Origin of the sequence: Brevibacillus sp. 1238 (assembly GCF_029892995.1) — a bacterium.
In the GTDB taxonomy this organism is placed as follows: Bacteria; Bacillota; Bacilli; order Brevibacillales; family Brevibacillaceae; genus Brevibacillus; species Brevibacillus parabrevis.
Genome location: NZ_JARXWC010000002.1, coordinates 756,135 through 779,377 on the forward strand (window position 1 = coordinate 756,135; position 23,243 = coordinate 779,377).

The following is a 23,243-nucleotide window of genomic DNA, read 5'->3' on the forward strand; positions in this document are numbered from 1 at the left end:
TATATACGCTAACCCCACTGCAAGAAGGCATGCTGTTCCACTCGCTGTACTCGGAAGGATCGGCTTACATGATTCAAACTACGGCGATTCTTACAGGCGAGCTTGACATCGTTCCCTTTGAAAAAGCGTGGAAGAAAGTGATTCAGCGCCACTCGATCTTGCGTACCGGATTCATCTGGGAAGAGACGGAGAAGCCGCTGCAGGCGGTCTTCGAAAGCGTTCCTTTTTCTATCCGGCAAAAAGACTGGTCGTCATACGGAAGTGACGAGCAGGAGAGCATGCTGGCGGCGTTTTTGCAAAATGAAAAAGCGGCGGGCTTCGACTTGAGCGAAGCCCCGCTCATGCGCGTGACGATCATCAAGCTGGGCGAAGCCGTACACCGACTGATCTGGAGCTTCCACCACCTGCTGCTGGACGGTTGGAGCAGCCCGATCGTGTTTCAGGAAGTTCTCGATTTTTATGAAGCGTACCGCCAAGGCAAAGACTTGCGACTGCCGCAGGCAAGGCCATTCAAAGACTACGTCTCCTGGCTCCGCCGTCAGGACAAGACGGCGTCCGAGCAGTTTTGGCGCGAGTTTTTGGGGCCGATGGAAAATCCTACGCCGATTCCGTTCGAAACGCACGCCAAGCGCACCGCGGGCCATGAGGGACTGGAAAAGCAGATCGGGGAAGCGACCCGCGCTCTGACTGGGCAAGTGACCAAAGCGCTTGCCAAACTGGCGCGAACGAATAAAGTCACGGTCAACACGATCGTGCAAGGGGCATGGGCGATTTTGCTCAGCCGGTTGAGCGGCGAGGAAAACGTCGTGTACGGAGTAACCGGCTCCGGCCGTCCGAGCGACCTGCCTGGCGTCGAGCAAATGGTCGGGATGTTTATCAACACGTTGCCGATGAAAGCGAAGATCGAACCGGAGCAATCATTGGCTGACTGGTTCAAAGCTTTGCAGGAACAGCAATCCAAAGTGCGCCAGTATGAATACACGTCGTTGGTCGACATTCAGGGCTGGACGGACGTTCCGCGCGGGACACCGCTGTTCGAGAGCATTTTCGTATTCGAGAACTATCCGCTTGGCGAAGAGGACGAGAAAGAAGTCGGCTTTACCATCTCCGCTGTGCAGCACTTCCAGGAGGTGGATAATCCGCTTACGGTTGTCGGGATTCCGGGTGATCCGTTCAGCATCAAAATGATGTATGCGACAGACCGTTTTGAACAAGCGGCGATCGAACGAACACTCGACCAGCTGGCGCTTATTTTGGAAGCTATCGTCGACAATCCGGAGCGGTCCCTGTCTGCGCTGTCATTGCTCCGTCCCGAAGAAAGACAGCATCTGCTTGTCGGGCTGAACGACACGGCAACCAACTATCCGAGCGACAAAACGGTGCACCAGTTGTTTGCGGAAACGGCAGCCCGGCACCCGGAGCGCATTGCCGCAGTTGCGGGTGATCAGCAATTGACCTATGCCGAGCTGGAAGCGAGAGCGAATCAGCTTGCCAACTACTTGCAAAAGCAAGGCGTGGAAGCAGGCACTCTCGTCGGGCTGTGCGTCGACCGTTCGCTGGATATGCTCATCGGTCTGCTTGCGATTTTGAAAGCAGGCGGAGCGTATGTGCCGATCGATCCGGCTTATCCCGAAGAGCGCCTTGCTTTCATGCTGGCAGATGCGAAAATTTCTATTTTGCTGACGCAAAAACATCTAGGCAAGCAATGGAAAGGACGCAAGCGCCGCACGGTCTATCTCGACCGCGACGCGAAAAAGTGGGCAGAGGAAAGCCCGCTTGCGCCTGATGTGGATACGACAAAAGACAGTCTCGCCTACGTCATTTACACGTCCGGCTCGACAGGTACGCCAAAAGGGGTTCTCGCCGTGCATCGCGGCGTCGTTCGCCTGGTCAAAAACACGAACTACGTCACGATTAGCGAAGCGGACGTATTCCTGCAAGCGTCTACGGTTTCGTTTGACGCGGCTACTTTTGAAATCTGGGGCGCATTGTTGAACGGAGCCAAGCTGGTGCTGATGCCGCCGGATTTGCCATCCCTCGATGAACTCGGAGAGGCGATTGTGCAGCACAAAGTAACGACGCTTTGGCTGACGGCAGGCTTGTTCTCGATCATGGTCGACCATAACGCGGACTATTTGCGCGGGGTGCGCCAACTGCTCGTCGGCGGCGATGTCGTCTCTGTTCCGCACGTGCGCAAAGTGCTGGCGCTGGGCGGAGTGACGGTAATCAACGGCTACGGCCCGACGGAGAATACGACTTTTACGTGCTGCTATCCTGTCACGGAGTTGTCTGAAGATATTACTTCCTTCCCGATTGGCCGACCGATCAGCAATACGACCGTATACGTATTGGACAAACACAAGCAGCCTGTCCCGTATGGAGCAGCAGGCGAGTTATACATAGGGGGAGACGGCCTTGCTCTTGGTTACTTGAACAATGCGGAGCTGACCGCAGAGCGGTTCGTGGAGAATCCGTTCGATCCGCAAAAAGGATCGCGTCTGTACCGGACGGGCGATCTGGTGCGCTACTTGCCGAACGGCACGATTGAATTTATCGGGCGGATCGACAACCAGGTGAAAATCCGCGGTTTCCGCATCGAATTGGGGGAAGTGGAAGCAGCGCTTGCCTTGCACCCGGAAGTGAGTGAAACGGTCGTGATGGCGCGGGAAAACGACCGTGGCGAGAAGCATTTGACAGCGTATGTGACGGTTGCCAAAGACGATGCGCCAGAAGTTGCCGATTTGCAGGCATGGCTCAAAACGAAACTGCCTGAATACATGGTGCCTTCTGCTTATGTGTTCCTAGACGCGATGCCGCTGACAGCAAACGGCAAGATCGACCGCAGGCGCTTGCCGGAGCCGGAGTGGGGGAACCGTTCAGAGACAAAAGCATACACAGAGCCGCGCAATCAGGCGGAAGAGCTGATCGCAAGCATATGGTCGCAGGTGCTTGGAGTCGAAAAAGTGGGGATTCACGATAACTTTTTCGAGCTTGGCGGTCACTCCCTTTTGGCGACACGGGTCATTTCCCGGCTGCGCGAAGTGTTTGGAGTCGAGCAGTCTGTGCGCTCGATTTTTGAGCACCCGACGATTGACGCGTGGAGTGAACAAACGGCCGCTCTTCAGCTGGGAGGGCCGGGCACGGATGGCAGCTCGACTCAGATTCAGCCTGTGCCAAGAGATGGCGCTTTGCCGCTGTCTTTTGCCCAGCAACGCTTGTGGTTCTTCGATCAGTTGATGCCGGACAACCCGATGTACAACATTCCGTTTGCGCTGCGTTTGCAGGGGGAACTCGACGTCGCAGCATGGGAGAAAAGCTTGCAAGCGATTATCGCCCGTCACGAAAGCTTGCGTACGACGTTCACTGACATAGACGGACAAGCCGTACAGGTGATTCATCCGCAGCTGGACTGGAAACTGGATACCGTGGACTTGCGCGACCGTTCCAGCGAGGAAAAGCAGCAAGCAAGCGCGCGTCTGGCTGCTGACGATGCCGCCCGGCCGTTCGATCTGCGCCAAGGTCCGTTGATGCGCGCGACGATGATCCGGACAGAGGAGCAAGCGCACGTCTTTTTGATCAACATGCATCACATTGTTTCTGACGGCTGGTCAGTGGGTGTCTTCCTGCGCGAGTTGTTTGCCCATTACGAAGCGTACAGCAAAGGCGAAGTGCCGCAGCTCGCGCCAATGCCGATTCAGTATGCCGATTTTGCCGCCTGGCAGCGCGAGTGGCTGGAGGGCGAAGTATTGGAGCAGCAAGTCGCCTACTGGAAAGAGAAGCTCGGCGGGGCGGAACCGCTGCTCGCTTTGCCGACAGACCGACCGCGTCCTGCCTTGCAAAGCTACGAAGGGGCGACTTACACGACGAGCTTTTCGCACGATTTGCTCGCTAAATTGAAAAAGCTCAGCAAGGAAGCCAACACGACCTTGTTCATGACATTGCTCGCCGCTTTCCAAACGTTGCTGTATCGCTACAGCGGTCAGGAAGACATCGTCGTGGGCAGTCCGGTAGCTGGACGCAATCGTCAGGAAACCGAGAAATTGATCGGCTTCTTCGTCAACACGCTTGCTTTGCGCACGAGCTTGTCAGGAGATTTGCCCTTTACCGAATTGCTGGCACGAGTACGCGAAACAGCGCTGGCAGCTTATGCGCATCAAGATGTGCCGTTTGAAAAGCTGGTCGATGAACTGCAACTGGAGCGCAGCCTCAGCTACTCGCAGCTGTTCCAGGTCATGTTCGTTCTGCAAAACTTCCCGCTGGAGGACGTCGAGACAGCAGGTCTTCACGTTGCGCCAGTGGATACCGAGAGCCATCTGACGACTTCCAAGTTCGACCTGACTTTGACGATGCGAGAGAAGGAAGACACCCTCGTCGCTGCATTTGAGTACAGCACGGACTTGTTCGACCGCACGACGATTGAGCGAATGGCTGAGCATTTGCAACATTTGTTGGCGTCGATCGTCACGCAACCGGAAGCGTCGCTCGATCAGCTTGCCCTCCTCGGCGAGAGCGAATGGAATAGGCTGGTGGTGGAGCAAAACGAGACAGCCACCGACTATCCGCGTGACAAAACGGCGCACCAACTGTTTGCGGAAACGGCAGCCCGGTACCCGGAGCGCATCGCCGCAGTTGCGGGTGACCAGCAATTGACCTACGCCGAACTGGATACAAAAGCGAATCAGCTCGCCAACTACTTGCAAAAGCAAGGCGTGGAAGCAGGCACTCTCGTCGGGCTGTGCGTCGACCGTTCGCTGGACATGCTCGTCGGTCTGCTTGCGATTTTGAAAGCAGGCGGAGCGTATGTGCCGCTTGATCCGGCTTATCCCGAAGAGCGCCTCGCCTTCATGCTGGCAGATGCCAACGTATCGATTTTGCTGACGCAAAAACATTTAGGCAAGCAATGGAAAGGACGCAAGCGCCGCACGGTCTATCTCGACCGCGATGCGAAAAAGTGGACAGCGGAAAGTCCGCTTGCGCCTGCCGTGGATGCGACAAAAGACAGTCTCGCCTACGTCATTTACACGTCCGGTTCGACAGGCACGCCAAAAGGGGTTCTCGTCGCTCATCGCGGCATCGTCCGCCTGGTCAAAAACACAAACTACGTCACGATCACCGAAGAGGATGTATTCCTGCAAGCGTCTACGGTTTCGTTTGACGCGGCTACTTTTGAAATCTGGGGCGCATTGTTGAACGGAGCCAAGCTGGTGCTGATGCCGCCGGATTTGCCATCCCTCGATGAACTGGGCGAAGCGATTGTGCAGCACAAAGTAACGACGCTTTGGCTGACGGCAGGTTTGTTCTCGATCATGGTCGACCATAACGCAGACTATTTGCGCGGGGTGCGCCAACTGCTCGTCGGCGGCGATGTCGTCTCTGTTCCGCACGTGCGCAAAGTGCTGGCGCTGGACGGAGTGACGGTGATCAACGGCTACGGCCCGACGGAAAACACGACTTTTACGTGCTGCTATCCTGTCACAGAGCTGGCGGAAGAGATTACTTCCTTCCCGATTGGCCGACCGATCAGCAACACAACCGTGTACGTCTTGGACAAAAACAGACAGCCCGTTCCGCTGGGCGTGGCTGGCGAATTGTATATAGGCGGCGATGGGCTTGCCAGCGGTTACTTGAACAACCCGGAACTGACCGCAGAGCGGTTCGTCGACAATCCGTTCGACCCGCAAAAAGCTTCGCGTCTGTACCGGACGGGCGATCTGGTGCGTTATTTGCCAGACGGCGCGATCGAGTTTATCGGGCGGATCGACAACCAGGTGAAAATCCGCGGTTTCCGCATCGAATTGGGCGAGATCGAGACGGCACTGCTTCGCCATCCGGCTGTGCAAGAAGCGTTTCTCATGGTGCGCGAGGATGCCCCTGGCGACAAACGGCTTGCCGCTTACCTCGTTTTTGCAGGCGGCCAAACCGTCGAGCCTGTCGAGATGCGTTCGTATTTGAAAGATAAGCTGCCTGAGTACATGATCCCGTCCGCTTTCGTGCAGATGGACAGCTTCCCGTTGACTCCGAACGGAAAAGTGGATCGCCGGGCGCTGCCGACTCCCGAGTATGCGCGCAGCGAGGCCGCCAGCGGTTATGTCGCTCCTGCAACGGAGCTGGAAGTGAAGCTTGCGGATATATGGAAAACGGTGCTGGGTGTCGCTGATGTGGGCATCCACGACAACTTTTTTGAACTGGGCGGCGATTCGATTCTCAGCATCCAGATCGTGGCCCGGGCCAACCAGCTCGGGATTCGGCTCACGCCAAAGCAACTGTTCGAAAACCAGACGATTGCCGAATTGCTGCGCGTCGTGGCGGATTCCAGCCAGTTGCCCCATACGAAATGGGAAAACGAACAGGGCATCGTGACGGGAAATGTGCCGCTTACCCCGATTCAGAAGTGGTTTTTTGCAGCCGACCAACCGTCGTTGCACCATTGGAATCAATCTTTGCTGCTGACCGTTCAGCAACCGGTTGACGTATCCGTGCTGGAGCGTGCCATCGCAAGCTTGCTGTCCCACCACGATGCGTTGCGCATGAGCTTTTCTTTCGTGGATGGCGCGTGGACGCAGCAAATGAACGGACTTGGCGACCACACCCCGTTCCGTTGCGTGGATTTGTCCGACCTTTCGACACAAGAACAAGAGCAGGCAGCCCGCCTGGAGGAAATCGCCAGCGAGGTGCAAGCGAGCCTGAATATTGCGGAAGGCAATGTCGTTCAAGCCGTGTATTTCAATCTGGGTGAACAGAAAGCGGGCCGATTGCTGCTCGTCGTTCACCACCTGGTCGTCGACGGCGTCTCGTGGCGCATTTTGCTCGAAGATTTGCAGCATGCCTACGAGCAATTGGCGAACCATGCAGACGTGTCGTTCCCGGCGAAAACGACTTCGTTCAAAATGTGGGCGGAAAAATTGGCTGACTATGCCGACTCGGATGCGCTAGAGCAGGAAAAAGCGTACTGGCTGCAACAAAGCAGCGGCGGAAGCCCGCTTCCGGTCGATCATCCGTACGAGCCGAACGAGAATACAGAAGCGGCTGCGAAGCAAGTGACGCTTTCGCTTCGGGCAGACGAGACGCGCGCCTTGCTGCATGAGACGCTTACCGCTTACCGCCTGCAAATCAACGATGTATTGCTGGCCGCTTTGGCGAAAGCGATGCAGCGTTGGACAGGGCAAAAGACGTTGCATGTCCATCTGGAAGGGCACGGACGCGAGGAAATCATCGAAGGCGCGGATTTGTCCCGGACGGTTGGCTGGTTCACGAGCATGTATCCGGTACAGCTTGACTTTGACCAGTCGAAGCCATGGGGGCATGTGCTGAAAGCAGTCAAGGAGCAGCTGCGCCACATTCCGCAAAAAGGCATCGGCTACGGCATCCTGCAATACCTCAGCAATGATGACGAGTGGAAAGAGCAGTTGCAAGCCTATACGAAGCCGGAGATCAGCTTCAACTACCTCGGGCAGTTTGACCAGGTAGTATCGGCTGGCGCGAAGTTTGCCATGGCCGAGGAGTCGCGAGGGGCGAATATCGCCGCAGACGCGATTCGCGCTCATTTGATTGATGTAAACAGCGCCATTTCCGGGGAGCAATTGCATATCACCTGGATGTACAACGCGAACATCCATAACCAAGAAACAATCGAAGCGCTTGCCCGTGATTACATGGAGTCTTTGCGCGAGATTATGGAACATTGCCGATCAGAAGAGGCAGGGGGCTACACCCCATCCGATTTCCCGTTAGCGCGACTGGATCAGCGCGCTATCGACAACTACGTGGGCCGGGATCGCTCTATCGAGAACGTCTATCCGCTGACGCCATTGCAGGAAGGAATGCTTTTCCATTCCTTGTACGAACATGCGGGCGGAGACTACGTGGTTCAGTTTTCCATGACGATGCACCATGTCGAGGTCGACGTCTTCCGGCAGGCGTGGCAAAAAGTCGTGGATCGCCACTCCATTTTGCGTACATCGTTTATTTGGGACGGGGTGTCCACGCCGCATCAGATCGTTCGCAAGCACGTCCAGGTTGTCGTGGATGAACAAGATTGGCGGCATGTGCCAGCCGATCAGCAGAAAGCGGAGCGGGACGCCTTTTTGGAGGAGGATCGCAAGCGCAGCTTCGCGATCACAGAACCGCCGCTCATGCGCTGGACGTTGCTGCGCATCAGCGATACGGCCTATCGGTTTATTTGGAGCTTCCACCACGTCTTGCTTGACGGCTGGAGCGTGCCGCTGGTCATGAAAGACTGGTTCGCTGCCTATATGGCTCTGGCTGACGGAAAAGACATTCAGCTCGGCGCTGTCCATCCGTTTTCCCAGTATGTCGCGTGGATTCAGCGCCAGGACTTGCAAGCGGCTGAACGCTTCTGGCGCAACCATCTGAAAGGGATCTACGCACCGACGCAAGTGAACTTCGGGCAGACCGTGCAAGCTGTCGGGGAGACGAAAAGCTACGACGAGCGCAGCATCCGCTTCTCCGCAGAGCGGACGCGAGAGCTGCAAGCTTTTGCCCGCCAGCATCAGGTGACGCTGAACACATTGGTGCAAAGTGCCTGGGCGATGATCCTCGGCACGTACAGCAAAGAAGCAGATGTCGTATTCGGGGCAACTGGATCAGGACGTCCTGCCGATTTGCCTGGCGTAGAAAACATGGTGGGGCTGTTCATCAATACGTTGCCGATTCGCGTGACGCTGGACCCCGGCAAAAAAGTCCGGGAGTGGCTGCGCGAACTGCAAGAGCTGCAAGTGGAGCTGCGCCAGTACGAATACACGCCGCTGGTCGACATCCACGGCTGGAGCGAAATGGCCCGCAACGCTCCGCTGTTCGAGAGCATTTTCATCTTCGAGAACTACCCGATTGACGAGTCGGTCAAAGAAGTCGATCACAGCTTCCAGATCGCGGATGTGGACTCGGTCGAGCAGACGAACTACCCGCTTACGGTTGTTTGCGGCCCTGGCGCCGAGTTTCTCGTGAAAATCAAGTTCGACCAAAGCCGATTTGACGGTGGACGCATCGAACGCGTGCTGGAGCAAATGACGCTTTTGCTCCAATCGATGACCGCCAACCCGGATCAGCTGTTGGCTGACGTGAACATGATTAGTCAGAGTGAACAAAAGCAGGTTTTGATCGAGTGGAACGAGACGAAGGTGGACTATCCGACCGGGCTTTGCGTGCAGCAAGCCTTTGAACAGCAAGTGGAAAAGACGCCGGATGCCGTGGCGCTCATCTACAAAGACGTGGAGCTGACGTACGCCGAGCTGAACCAGCGGGCAAACCAACTGGCGCATCGGCTGCTTGCGCAAGAAGTGAAGCCGGACACCTTGGTCGGCATCTGCGTCGAACGCTCCCCGGAAATGATCATCGGAATTTTCGGGGTGATGAAAGCAGGAGCTGCCTACGTGCCAATCGACCCGGCTTTGCCGCAAGAGCGCATCGCCTACATGGTCGAAGATTCGCAGGCGAGCATTTTGCTGACGCAGCAATCTTTGGCTGAGCTTTTGCCAAAAACGCAGGCTCGCGTGATTTGCCTGGACGGTGATTCGCTGGCAAATGAGCCTGTTGCCAATCCGGCAAGCGAGGTAACGGAGCAAAATCTGGCTTATGTCATGTACACATCTGGTTCAACCGGATTGCCAAAAGGGGTCATGGTGGAGCATCACAGCGTGGTGAATCTGGCTCATGCCTTGATCGAGGCGTTCCGGATTCAGCCATCCAGCCGCGTCTTGCAGTTTACGTCGTTCAGTTTTGACGTGTCTGTGTCCGAGATCGTCATGGCGTTGCTCGCAGGTGCGGCCTTGGTGATCGAGGATCGCGAAGTGCTTTTGCCTGGCCCGGAATTAATCTCGGTTTTGCAACAAAAGCGCATCACGACAGTCTCGATGGTGTCTTCGGTTCTGGCGGCACTGCCCGCTGCCGATCTGCCTGATTTGCAGACGCTGATCGTGGGCGGAGAAGCACCGAGCCGCGAGCTTGTCGCCCGCTATGCGGATCGTCGTCAGTTTTTCAACTGCTACGGGCCGACAGAGGCAACGGTTTGCTCCACGATGATGCTTTGCAACGCGGGGATGAAGAGCGCGCCGATCGGTCGTCCGCTCGCCAACGCGACCTTGTACGTGCTGGATGCGAATCAAAAGCCTGTACCTGTAGGGGTGCCCGGCGAGCTGTACATCGGTGGAAAAGGACTGGCGCGCGGCTACTGGAACCGCCCGGAGCTTACCGCAGAGCGCTTTATCGCGCATCCGTTCGGAGCAAAAGGAGAGCGTCTGTATCGCACGGGCGACCTCGTTCGCTATTTGCCAGACGGCAACCTTGAGTTCCTCGGACGCATCGATACCCAAGTGAAAATTCGCGGGTACCGCATCGAGCTGGGCGAAATCGAAAGTGCGCTCAGCCAGCACCCGGCGATTCAGGAAGCGGTTGTCATCGCATGGGAGCAGCGTCTGGCCGCGTATATGGTGGCAGCGAGCGAAGCACAACCAGCGGCAGAGGAGCTTGCCCGTTATTTGAAAGAGACATTGCCCGACTACATGATCCCGGCAGGCTTTGTCTTTATGGACGCGATTCCGCTCACGGTGAACGGAAAAGTCGACCGCAGAGCATTGCCCGCACCGGATTGGGGGATTTTGGCGACACGTCAAGAGTATGTCGCGCCGCGGACGCCGACGGAGGAAATGGTAGCGAATATATGGGCGCAGCTGCTTTCCGTCGAGAAAATCGGCGTGCATGACGATTTCTTTGAGCGGGGCGGACATTCGCTCCTGGCGACACAAGCGATTTCCCGCTTGCGGCAAGCATTTGGCGTAGAATTGCCGCTGCGCATGCTGTTCGATCACCCGACGACGGCGGCGATCAGTACACAGATTGCGTCCCTTTTGCAAGGGGAAACCGCTCTTCGCAGCCTGCCAATCGTGCCAGTGCCGCGCGACCAGCATGTACCGCTTTCGTTTGCGCAACAACGGTTGTGGTTCCTGGACAGGCTGATCCCGAACAGCTCCCTGTACAACATCCCGTCTGCTGCCCGTTTGCACGGGGAACTGGATGTCGAGGCGTGGGAACGCAGTCTCAAGCTGCTGATCCAGCGTCACGAGAGCTTGCGGACGACTTTTTCGGATCGAGACGGGGAAGCGGTGCAAATCATTCACCCGGCAATCGAGTGGAGCCTGGGCCGAGTGGATTTGCGCGAATGGGCCGAAGCTGAGCGCGAAGCGAAGGCATTGCAGCTCGCGATAGAAGATGCCAAGCGGCCGTTTGGCCTGGAGCGCGGCCCGTTGCTGCGGGCGAGCTTGCTCGTCATGGCTCAGCAAGAGTACGTCTTTTTGCTCAACCTGCACCATATCGTTGCGGATGGCTGGTCGATGAACGTATTCATGGAAGAGCTTGTGACCATATACGAAGCATTGTCTGCCGGAGAAACGCCGCAGCTTGCCGAACTGCCGCTGCAATACGCTGACTATGCCGCATGGCAGCGCGATTGGCTGCAAGGCGACGTGCTGGAGCAGCAGCTTGCGTATTGGAAAGCAAAAGTCGGTGGCGCAGAACCGCTGCTTGCCCTGCCGACAGACCGTCCGCGTCCGGCCGTGCAAAGCCACAAAGGAGCCATGCATACGATCACGCTTCCGGCAGAACGGCTTGCGGCTTTGAAAACACTCAGCCGGGAAGAAGGCTCGACTTTGTTCATGACCTTGCTCGCTGCCTTCCAGACCTTGCTTTATCGCTACAGCGGCCAAAGCGACATCGTCGTCGGCAGTCCGGTCGCGGGACGCAACAGACAGGAAACCGAGTCGCTGATCGGCTTCTTCATTAATACACTGGCGATGCGCACGGACCTGTCCGGTGAACCGACCTTCCGCGATTTGCTCGGAAAAGTGCGCGAGACGGCGCTGGAAGCGTACGCCCATCAAGACCTGCCGTTTGAAAAGCTGGTCGATGAACTGGAGCTGGAACGAAGCCTTAGCTACTCGCCGCTGTTCCAGGTGATGTTCGTTTTGCAAAACATCCCGATGGACGCCCAAGCGCTGTCGCACATTCGCCTTGAGCCGTTCCACATCGGTCAAGAGGGAGTCAGCGCGAAGTTTGACATCACCTTGACCACGGTCGAATTGCCTGCAGGGCTGATGGCGACCTTTGAATACAATACCGATCTGTTTGATCCGGCGACGATTGAGCGCATGGCGGGCCATTACGCCAACCTGCTTGCAGCTGTGTCGGTCAATCCGCTGCAACCGATCACTGCCATTCCGCTTGTCAGCGACCAGGAGCGTAAGCAAGTGCTTTTCCAATGGAACGATACGAGCGTGCCGTCAGAACGCGATACGTGCGTGCATGAGCAGGTTGCCCGAATCGCGCAGCAGCTGCCGAATCAGCTGGCAGTCGTCTCGGACGAAGGACAGATCACCTATGCCGAGCTGGATGCCAAAGCGAATCAAGTAGCGAATTACTTGCACAAGCAGGGAATTACCTCTGAAACGCTTGTCGGAGTTTGCCTGGATCGCTCCATCGACATGCTCGTCGCTCAGCTGGGGATACTCAAAGCGGGCGGTGCCTACGTCCCGATGGACCCGGCGTATCCGCAAGAGCGGCTCGCATTCATGATGCAAGATGCCGAGATGCCAGTCGTATTGACCCAGGAGCATCTGCTTGCGCAATTGCCAGAGGCGAGAGCGACGTTCCTTTGCCTGGATCGCGATTGGAGTCTCATTGCAGAAGAGAGCGACGTGGCTCCGGTGATCGCTACAAACCGCGACAATTTGGCTTACGTCATTTACACGTCTGGTTCGACCGGAACGCCAAAAGGGGTAGAGATCGAGCATGCTGCCTTGTTAAATCTCGTCTCTTGGCACCAGCGCGCGTACGAGGTGGGCGCAGAAGACCGGGCGACGCAAATTGCCGGGACAGCTTTTGACGCTTCTGTCTGGGAAATCTGGCCGTATTTGACAAAGGGAGCGACGCTGTACCTCCCGTCTGAAGAAATCCGTCTCGTGCCGGAGCAGCTGCGAGATTGGCTCGTCGCGTCAGGCATCACCATCAGCTTTTTGCCGACGCCATTGGCGGAACGGTTGCTGACCTTGGAGTGGCCGAGCGATGCCAAGCTGCGCTACATGCTGACAGGGGGAGACAAGCTGCACGACTACCCGCCGGCAACGCTGCCGTTTGTTTTGGCGAACCAATACGGGCCGACGGAAAACGCCGTCGTCGCCACGGCAGGCATCGTTCCGGCAGCAGCGGGCCAAGTATCCGCGCCATCAATCGGCCGTCCGATCGACAATGTGCAGGTGTACGTGCTCGATGAAAAGCTGCAACCCGTGCCGATTGGCGTAGCGGGAGAGCTGTACATCGCCGGAGACAGCCTGGCGCGCGGTTATTTGCATCGCCCTGACTTGACCAGAGAACGCTTCATCGCGAATCCGTATGGGCAAAAAGCGGGCGCGCGCATGTACAAGACCGGGGACCTTGTCCGCTACTTGCCGGATGGAAACATCGAGTTCATCGGGCGCGCTGACGACCAGGTGAGCATTCGCGGCTTCCGCGTCGAACTCGGTGAAATCGAAACGGCTCTGTACAGCCACCCGGCGGTCAAAGAAACGATTGTCCTCGTTCGCGAAGACATGCCGGGGATGAAGCGGCTTGTCGCCTATATCGTGCAGCGAGAAGGGCAGGAAGGACAAGCCGTTCAAGCAGGCGACTTCCGCAGCTACTTGAAGGAACTGTTGCCTGAGTACATGGTGCCAGCGGCTTTTGTCTTCATGGCTGACCTGCCGCTGACTCCGAACGGCAAAGTGGATCGCCGCGCATTGCCAGCGCCTGATCTGTTCAATAGCGAGGCGGACGGCACTTATGTAGCTCCGGCAACCGAGCTGGAGATCAAGCTTGCGCATATATGGAAAAATGTTCTTGGATTAGCGGATGTTGGGATACACGATAACTTTTTCGAACTGGGTGGCGACTCGATTCTGAGCATCCAGATCGTGTCCCGGGCCAACCAGGCGGGGATTCGCCTGACGCCGAAACAGCTTTTGGCAAACCAGACGATTGCGGAATTGGCAAGCGTCGCTACAGTGACGGACGAAAGCGAAGCAACAAAACTGCCGAATGAACAGGGCATCGTGACAGGTGACGTGCCGCTCACGCCGATTCAAACGTGGTTCTTCGCCTCCGAACAGCCGTCTGTGCACCATTGGAATCAATCCTTGCTTTTGACGGTGCAGCAGCCTGTGGATTTGGCTGTTTTGGAGCGCACCATCGAGTGCCTGCTCGCTCATCATGACGCATTGCGCATGCGCTATAGCCGGACAGAGCAAGGCTGGACACAGCGGATTGAAGGACTTCCCGAGACAATTCCTTTCCGCAGCGTCGACCTTTCCGCCTTCCCGACGACGGCGGAGCAAGAGATGCGACTGGAGGAAATAGCCAGCGAAGTGCAAGCGAGCCTCGATCTGACTGAGGGGCCTGTTGTCCAAGCGGTTTACTTCCAGCTAGGGGCCGAACAGCCGGGCCGTCTGTTGATCGTCGCTCACCATCTTGTGGTAGACGGTGTATCTTGGCGCATTTTGCTCGAAGACTTGCAAACCGCTTACGAGCAATTGGCAAAAGGACAAGCGGTGCAGCTTGCGGCGAAGACGACCTCGTTCAAGACGTGGGCCGAGCAATTGCGATTGTACGCGACGTCCGAAGCGCTTGATCAGGAAAAAGCATTTTGGCTGGAACAAATGGACGAGGTAAAACCGCTGCCGATTGACCGCATCTTCGAGCCAAGCGAAAACACGGAAGCGACCGTTAAACAAGTCATGCTTTCCTTGAACGCGGAAGAGACTCGCGCCTTGCTGCAAGATACGCTCTCGCCATATCGTCTGCAAATCAATGACGTGTTGCTTGCCGCTTTGACCAAAGCGCTCCATCGCTGGACAGGCGAGCAGACAGTCGCGATTCATCTGGAAGGGCATGGGCGCGAGGAGTTGATCGAGGGCGCAGACTTGTCCCGGACGGTTGGCTGGTTTACGAGCCTGTACCCGGTACAGCTTTCGGTCGACCCGACGAAGCCGTGGGGAGACACGCTGAAAGCGGTCAAGGAACAACTGCGCAGCATTCCGAACAAAGGCGTCGGTTACGGCATTTTGCGCTATTTGAGCGAGGATGAGGAGCTGCAAAAGCGTCTGGCAGAAAAGGCGCAGGCAGAAATCAGCTTCAACTACCTCGGACAATTTGATCAGGCAGTTGTACCCGAGTCGAAATTCGGGATGGCGCAAGAAGCGAGAGGCGCCAATGTGGGGCAGCAGGCGATTCGCCAGCACCTGCTCGACGTAAACAGCGTGATTGCAGGGGAGCAGCTCCACGTCACGTGGATGTACAGCGAAAACATTCACGAGGAAGCCACGATCCAGCAGCTTGCCCGCAACTATTTGGAAGCGCTGCGTGAAATCATTGCGCATGCCCAGTCCGAAGCGGCAGGCGGCTATACGCCATCTGACTTCCCGCTTGCACGGATGGATCAGCGCGCGCTCGACAAGTATTTGGGACAAAATCGCTCGATCGAAAACGTCTATCCGCTAAGCCCGTTGCAAGGCGGCATGTTGTTCCACTCTCTGTACGAGCAGGAGGGAGGAGACTACGTCGTTCAACTGGCGATGACGGTGGAAGGACTGGATGTCGAAGCGTTTGAGCAGGCGTGGCAAAAGGTTGTGGATCGCCATTCGATTTTGCGCACCTCGTTTATATGGGAAGGCTTGACGGAACCGCATCAAGTCGTCCGCAAGCAAGTGAAGGCGTGCGTGGAAAAAATCGACCTGCGCCATCTGACGCCTGACCAGCAAAAAGCGGAGCTGAGCGAATACTTGGCGGCTGACCGCCGACGCAGCTTCGAGATCGCTGTGGCACCACTCATGCGCTGGACGCTGTTCCGGTTGAGCGAGAGTGCGTATCGCTTCACATGGAGCTTCCACCACGTCTTGCTCGATGGCTGGAGCATCCCGATTGTGCTGAAAGACTGGTTTAGCGCTTATTTGTCTCTGGCAGAAGGAAAAGAAGTCGCGCACAGCTTTGTTCAACCGTTCGCTCATTACCTAGAGTGGGTACAGCGGCAAGACTTGCAAGCCGCCGAACAATTTTGGCGTGAGCAGCTTGCAGGCTTTTACGAGCCAACTCCACTGGCGATGGGCAACAGCACTGGCGGCCGGGCTGATTTGCCAAAAGGGTACGAGGAGCAAGAAATTCGTCTGGCGAAAGACGCGACCGCCCGCTTGCAAGCTTTTGTCCGTACGCACCAGTTGACGCTGAATACGTTGGTGCAAGGGGCGTGGGCGCTGATGCTTGGCCGCTACGGCGGAACGGATGACGTCGTCTTCGGTGCGACAGGGTCCGGGCGTCCCGCCGATCTGCCTGGCGTAGAGAGCATGGTGGGACTTTTCATCAACACTTTGCCGATTCGCGTTGCTTTGGATGCGAACCAATCCGTTCGGGAATGGCTGCGCGGCATGCAGGAGCAGCAAGTGGAGCTTCGCCAGTATGAGTACACGCCATTGGTCGACATCCAGGGCTGGAGTGAAATGACGCGCAACACCGCCTTGTTCGAAAGCATTTTCATTTTTGAAAATTACCCGATCGGGGAGTCGGTGAAAGACGAACAGCACCAGCTGCGCTTGTCTGACGTGGAGACGATCGAGCAGACGAACTATCCGCTTACGGTCGTCTGCGGCCCGGGCGAAGAGTTGATTGTAAAAATCAAGTACGAGCAAAACCGATTTGCGCCTGAGCAAATCGAGCGCGTGTTGCAGCAGATGTCTCAGTTGCTTCAGGACATGACAGCAAAGCCGGAACAACGTCTCCAGGACGTGTCGATGATCAGTGAGCGCGAGTGCCAGCAAGTTTTGGTCGACTGGAACGAGACGAGCGTGGCCTACCCGCAGCAGCTATGCGTCCATCAGGCGTTTGAACAGCAAGTGGAAAAGACGCCGGATGCCGTTGCTCTCGTCTACAAGGACGTGGAACTGACCTATACCGAGTTGAACGAACGGGCAAACCAGTTGGCCCACCGATTGCTTGCTGAAGGGGTAAAACCGGATGAACTGGTAGGGATTTGCGTCGAGCGTTCTCCGGAAATGATCGTCGCTTTCCTCGGCGTGATGAAAGCAGGGGCAGCTTACGTTCCGCTCGACCCGGCGCACCCGCAAGAACGGATTGCCTACATGATCGAGGATTCGCAGGCGAGCGTTTTGTTGACGCAGGCTTCACTTACAGACAGACTGCCAGCTTCGTCCCGTCAGGTCATTTGCCTGGACAGCGACGAATTGGCGAACGAGCCTGTCACAAACGCGGAAACGAGCGTCGGCGAGCACAATCTCGCTTACGTGATCTATACGTCCGGCTCGACCGGATTGCCAAAAGGCGTAATGATCGAGCATCGCAGCGTGATCAATTTGGCCTATGACTTGATCCGCCATTTCCAGATCGATGCGACCAGCCGCGTCCTGCAATTCATCTCGTTCAGTTTCGACGTGTCGGTCTCGGAGATCGTCATGAGTTTGCTTGCCGGAGCGACACTCGTGATCGAGGATCGCGAGTCGCTTTTGCCGGGGCCAGAGCTGATCCGGGTGCTCCAGGAGCAACGAATTACGACTTTCGCGATGGTTTCCTCTGTGCTGGCTGCCTTGCCAGAAGCAGATTTGCCAGACTTGCGGACGATCATTGTCGGCGGGGAAGCGCCGAGCCGGGAGCTTGTCGCCCGCTACGCTACAGGCCGTCAATTCATCAACTGCTACGGACCGACCGAAACGACCGTCACGGCTACGCTCAAGCATTGCCAGGACGACGGAAAAAATCCGCCAATCGGCCGCCCGATCGCCAATACGACGGTCTACGTGCTGGACGCTCATCTGCAACCTGTGCCAATCGGCGTGCCAGGTGAGCTGTACATCGGCGGAAAAGGGGTGGCGAGAGGTTACTGGAACCGTCCCGAGCTTACAGCAGAGCGCTTTATCGCGAACCCGTTCGGCCAAGCAGGCGAGCGACTGTACCGGACGGGCGACCTGGTGCGTTACTTGGAAAACGGCGAGCTGGAATTTCTCGGCCGGATCGACGACCAGGTGAAAATCCGCGGCTACCGCATCGAGCTGGGGGAAATCGAAAATGCGCTCAGACAGCATCCAGCGGTGCAAAATGTCGTCGTGATCGCACGGCAGGAGGGAGCGGGAGACAAACGTCTGGCGGCTTATCTGGTCGCCGCGACCGGGCAGCAGCCGGATGAAGCAGAGCTTGTCCGCTACTTGAAGTCGACCTTGCCGGAATACATGGTGCCAGCAGGCTACGTCTGGCTGGAAAAAATTCCGCTCACGGTCAACGGAAAAGTGGATCGCCGCGCCCTTCCAGCTCCTGACTACGGACATGCCGAGACAGGCAAAGCGTACGTGGCGCCGCGCAAGCCGATCGAAGAAATCGTGGCGAACATTTGGGCACAAGTGCTTTCTGTAGAGCGCGTCGGCGTTTACGATGATTTCTTTGAACTGGGCGGACATTCGCTTTTGGCTACGCAAGCCGTCTCCCGTTTAAAAGAAGCATTTGGCGTCAATGTCCCGCTGCGCACGCTGTTCGAACATCCTGATGTGGCCGGAATGAGCGAAAAGCTTGCCGGGCTGCTAGAGGAGCAATCAGGCGTCACCAGCATTCCGCTCGTCCCTGTACCGCGGGACAAACAGTTGCCGCTGTCTTTCGCCCAGCAAAGGCTGTGGTTCCTGGATCGCCTGATGCCGGACAGCGCCTTGTACAACATCCCGTCTGCCGTACGGATTCAAGGGCAGCTCAACATCCGGGCATGGGAGCGCAGTCTGCAAACGATCATCGAGCGGCACGAAAGCTTGCGCACGACTTTCACCGACATCGGCGGAGAAGCGGTGCAAGTCATTCACGAGATGATGGAATGGCGTCTCGTTGAAATCGACCTGCGCGATTTGCCGGACGAAGAGCGCGAAGCTGCGGTACAGCGTCTGGAAAAGGCAGAGGCCAGCCAGCCGTTCAACTTGCGTACAGGGCCGTTGCTGCGAGCTACGCTGATTCAGACGGGTGAAGAAGATTTCGTCTTCCTGCTCAACATGCACCATATCGTCTCTGACGGTTGGTCGATGAGCATTTTCATGGGAGAGCTTGCGACGATTTACGAAGCGCTCTCCAAGGGAGATACGCCGCAGCTCGCCGAAATGCCGCTGCAATACGCCGATTTTGCCGCGTGGCAGCGCGATTGGCTACAAGGCGAGGTGCTCGAACAGCAGCTGGCTTACTGGAGAGAAAAACTCGGTGCCGCCGAGCCGATGCTGGCTTTGCCGACAGATCGTCCGCGCCCGGCTGTGCAAACGCATCACGGAGCCTTGTACACGACGGCGTTCCCGCTGGCGTTGACAGAAAAGCTGCACGCTTTAAGCCGCCAAGAAGGCGCGACGCTGTTCATGACGTTGCTTGCGGCGTTCCAGACTTTGCTCTATCGCTACAGCGGTCAAGACGACATCATCGTCGGCAGCCCGGTCGCCGGACGCAACAAACAGGAAACCGAGTCGATGATCGGCTTTTTCATCAACACCTTGGCGATGAGAACGGACATGTCCGGCGCACCTACTTTCCGCGAACTGCTGTCGAGAGTACGCGATACGGCGCTGGAAGCCTACACCCATCAAGACCTGCCCTTTGAAAAGTTAATAGACGAACTGGAGCTGGAGCGCAGCCTGAGCTACTCGCCGCTTTTCCAAGTCATGTTTGCCCTGCAAAACTTCCAGATGCTGACCCGTGAATTTGAGGGCATCGAGATCGTACCGTTTGAAAGCAAGAACGAAGCCGTCATGTCCAAGTACGACATCAGCCTGACGATGGCGGAAACGCAAAACGGCTTGGTCGCTACGTTTGACTACAACACCGATCTGTTCGACCACAGCACGATCGTGCGCATGGTCAATCATTTCCATCAGCTGCTGGAGGGCATCGTCGCCCGACCGGACAGCTCGATTCAGGCGTTGCCGCTGCTTGCGACAGATGAGTGCGAGCAGCTTGTATCCGCTTGGAACAACACGGCTGCCGCTTACACGTACGAGCAAACCGTGCACGAGCTGGTTGCCGCTATGGCTGAAAAAATGCCGGAGCAACTGGCGGTCGTCTCCGCCGAAGGCTCGCTCACGTACGCACAACTGGATGCAAAAGCGAACCAGCTGGCGAACTACCTGCAACAGCAAGGGATTACACCAGAGACGCTCGTCGGGATTTGCGTCGAACGCTCCAGCGAGATGATCGTTGGACAACTGGGCATTCTCAAGGCGGGCGGCGCGTTTGTTCCGATGGACCCAGCCTATCCGCAAGAGCGTCTGGCTTTCATGATGGCAGACACAGGCATGCCGTTTGTGCTGACGCAAGAACGCTTGCTGGAAACATTGCCTGCGGGCGATGCCGCGTTCATTTGCCTCGATGCGGACTGGGAGGTCATTGCCGAAGAGAGCACGCAAGCGCCGGAATTGGCAGCGACAACCGACCAGCTCGCCTACGTGATCTACACGTCCGGCTCAACGGGAACGCCAAAAGGGGTAGAGATCGAGCACCGCGCTCTGTTGAACCTCATTTATTGGCACCAACGTGCCTACGCCATCACGCTAGATGATCGGGCATCGCAAATCGCGGGAACAGCTTTCGACGCCGCTGTCTGGGAAATTTGGCCGTACATGACGGCAGGAGCCACGCTGTACTTGCCGCAGGAAGAGATTCGTCTCATCCCGGAAAAACTGCGCGACTGGCTCGTTGCCGAAGGAATCACGATCAGCTTCCTGCCGACGCCATTGGCAGAGAGCATGCTGTCTGTTGACTGGCCGTCCCATGCTGCCTTGCGTTACGTGCTGACAGGCGGCGACAAGCTGCATCATTACCCGGCGGAGCATGTGCCGTTTACGCTGGTCAACCAGTACGGCCCTACGGAAAATGCGGTCGTCGCCACAGCAGGCATCGTCGCGGTTCAAGCTGGTCAGGTCACTCCGCCTTCGATCGGGCGACCGATTGACAACGTGCAAGTGTACATTTTGGACGAACAGCGCCAGCCAGTGCCGATTGGTGTGACAGGCGAGTTGTACATTGCCGGCAGCAGCTTGGCTCGCGGTTACTACAAGCGTCCTGATCTGACGCAGGAACGCTTCGTCGACAATCCGTTCACAGCGAATCGCGGGGCGAAAATGTACCGGACGGGGGATCTCGTGCGCTATTTGCCAGACGGCCAGATCGAATTTATCGGCCGCTCCGACGACCAGGTGAGCATCCGCGGTTTCCGCGTCGAGTTGGGCGAGATTGAGAGTGTGCTGTATCAGCACCCAGCGGTCAAAGAGGCGATCGTTCTTGCCCGCGAAGATATGCCGGGCGTGAAACGACTGGCCGCCTATGTCGTGGTGGCAGAAGACGATGCGGAACAAGCTGACGATTTGCGCGGCTACCTCAAGGAGAAACTGCCGGAATACATGGTGCCAGCGGCCTTTGTCACGCTGAAAGCTCTGCCGCTCACGCCAAACGGCAAAGTAGACCGCCGGGCCTTGCCTGTACCGGAGTACACAGCTGCTGATGGTGAATATGTAGCTCCAGAGACGTTCGTCGAAAAAGTTTTGGCGCAAATATGGAAGGAAGTGCTCGGAGTCGAGGAAGTCGGGATTCACGACAACTTCTTTGAACTCGGCGGCGATTCGATCCTGAGCATTCAGATTGTGGCCAGAGCAGGGCAGTCCGGCATCCGCCTGTCGCCCAAGCTTTTATTCGAAAATCAGACGATTGCCGAGCTGTCGCATGCTGTGGGAGATTCGGTCCACATTTGCGCGGAACAAGGTCTCGTCACAGGCGAAGTGCCACTCCTGCCGATTCAGCACTGGTTCTTCGAGCAAAAACTGGCGGATCGCAACCATTGGAACCAATCCGTCCTGCTCACCGTTCAGCCGATCGATCCGGAGATTTTGAAACAAGCCTTTTATCACTTGCTCGGTCACCATGATGCCTTGCGTCTCCGTTTCTACCATCAAAATGGAGCGTGGAAGCAGGCGGGCGCTGAGTGGACCGATATCATTCCGTTTTATGTGGTGGAGCTGGGAGATTTGCCAGCGAACCAGCAAGTGGAGCAGATCGAGAAGCTGTCCGGGGAAGCGCAGGCAAGCTTGCACCTGGCAGATGGCCCGTTGCTCCGTGCCGTTTACTTCGACATGGGCGCCGGGCAGGAAGGCCGTTTGCTGATCGTCATTCACCACCTGGCAGTCGACGGGGTGTCATGGCGAATCATCACGGAAGACTTGAACAAGGCGTGCAACCAGCTTTTGCAAGGCAAGCAGGTACAACTGCCGCCGAAGACAAGCTCCTACAAATATTGGGCGGAAAAACTGGTCGAGTACGCCGTGTCCGACAGTCTCACGGAAGAGGCCGACTACTGGCTGAGCCGTCTCGATACAGAGGTAGCTGCTCTGCCAAAAGATTACGAGCATGGTCAAAACCGCGAGCTTGCAGCCAGAACCGTTTCCGTCGCCTTGACGCAGGAAGAGACGAAAGTGCTGTTGCAAGAGCTGCCAGCCGTCTACCAAACCCAGATCAACGACGTCTTGCTGACTGCCTTGGCAGAAGCGGTCTTCGTCTGGACGGGCAATCAGACCACTTTGGTGCATCTGGAAGGGCACGGACGCGAAGACATTTTTGACGATGTCGATCTGTCCCGGACAGTCGGCTGGTTCACGAGCATGTACACGATTTTGCTGGATACGCGGGGAACAAGCTCGCTTACAGAAGCGCTGCAAATGACGAAAGAACAGTTGCGCAGCATTCCGCACAAAGGAATCGGCTACGGCATCCTCCGTTACTTGAACAAGGAAACAGTGGAGAAGTTCAAGTCTTTGCCCAAAGCGCAGATCAGCTTCAACTACCTCGGCCAGTTGGATCAGGCGGTTCGTGACACGGACTCCCTGTTCGGCTTTGCCAGCGAAGCGAGAGGCGACAACTTCAACCGCAACTCGGATCGCCAACACCTGCTCGATTTCGGGTGCTCGGTCGTCGGTGGTCAACTGGTGGTGAGCATCGCCTTCAGCAAAGAAATTTACCGCAAAGAAACGATCGAAGCGCTGGCAGATTACTACATCACTGCCTTGCGCCAATTGCTTGCACACGCAAAGACAGACAAAGCCGCCGCACCAGCCCAATCGGCTGCGAGCAACTTGTCCGAATTTGGCTGGGATGACGAAGAGATTGCCGACTTGCTTGATCTCATCCAAGACAAGTAAGGC

At 56.8% G+C, this 23,243-nt stretch carries 1 protein-coding gene and 1 pseudogene; both read left to right on the forward strand.

Annotated features, from left to right (window positions below; translation table 11 throughout):
* Nucleotides 1-29: 29 nt before the first annotated feature.
* Nucleotides 30-1,430 (forward strand): annotated as a pseudogene (locus tag M2298_RS28235) (condensation domain-containing protein); the annotation flags it as partial.
* Nucleotides 1,431-1,451: 21 nt separating this feature from the next.
* Nucleotides 1,452-23,240, forward strand: coding sequence for a non-ribosomal peptide synthase/polyketide synthase (locus tag M2298_RS07440; RefSeq protein ID WP_481752849.1), 21,789 nt, complete (start codon nt 1,452-1,454; stop codon nt 23,238-23,240).
* The last annotated feature ends 3 nt before the right edge of the window (nt 23,241-23,243 follow it).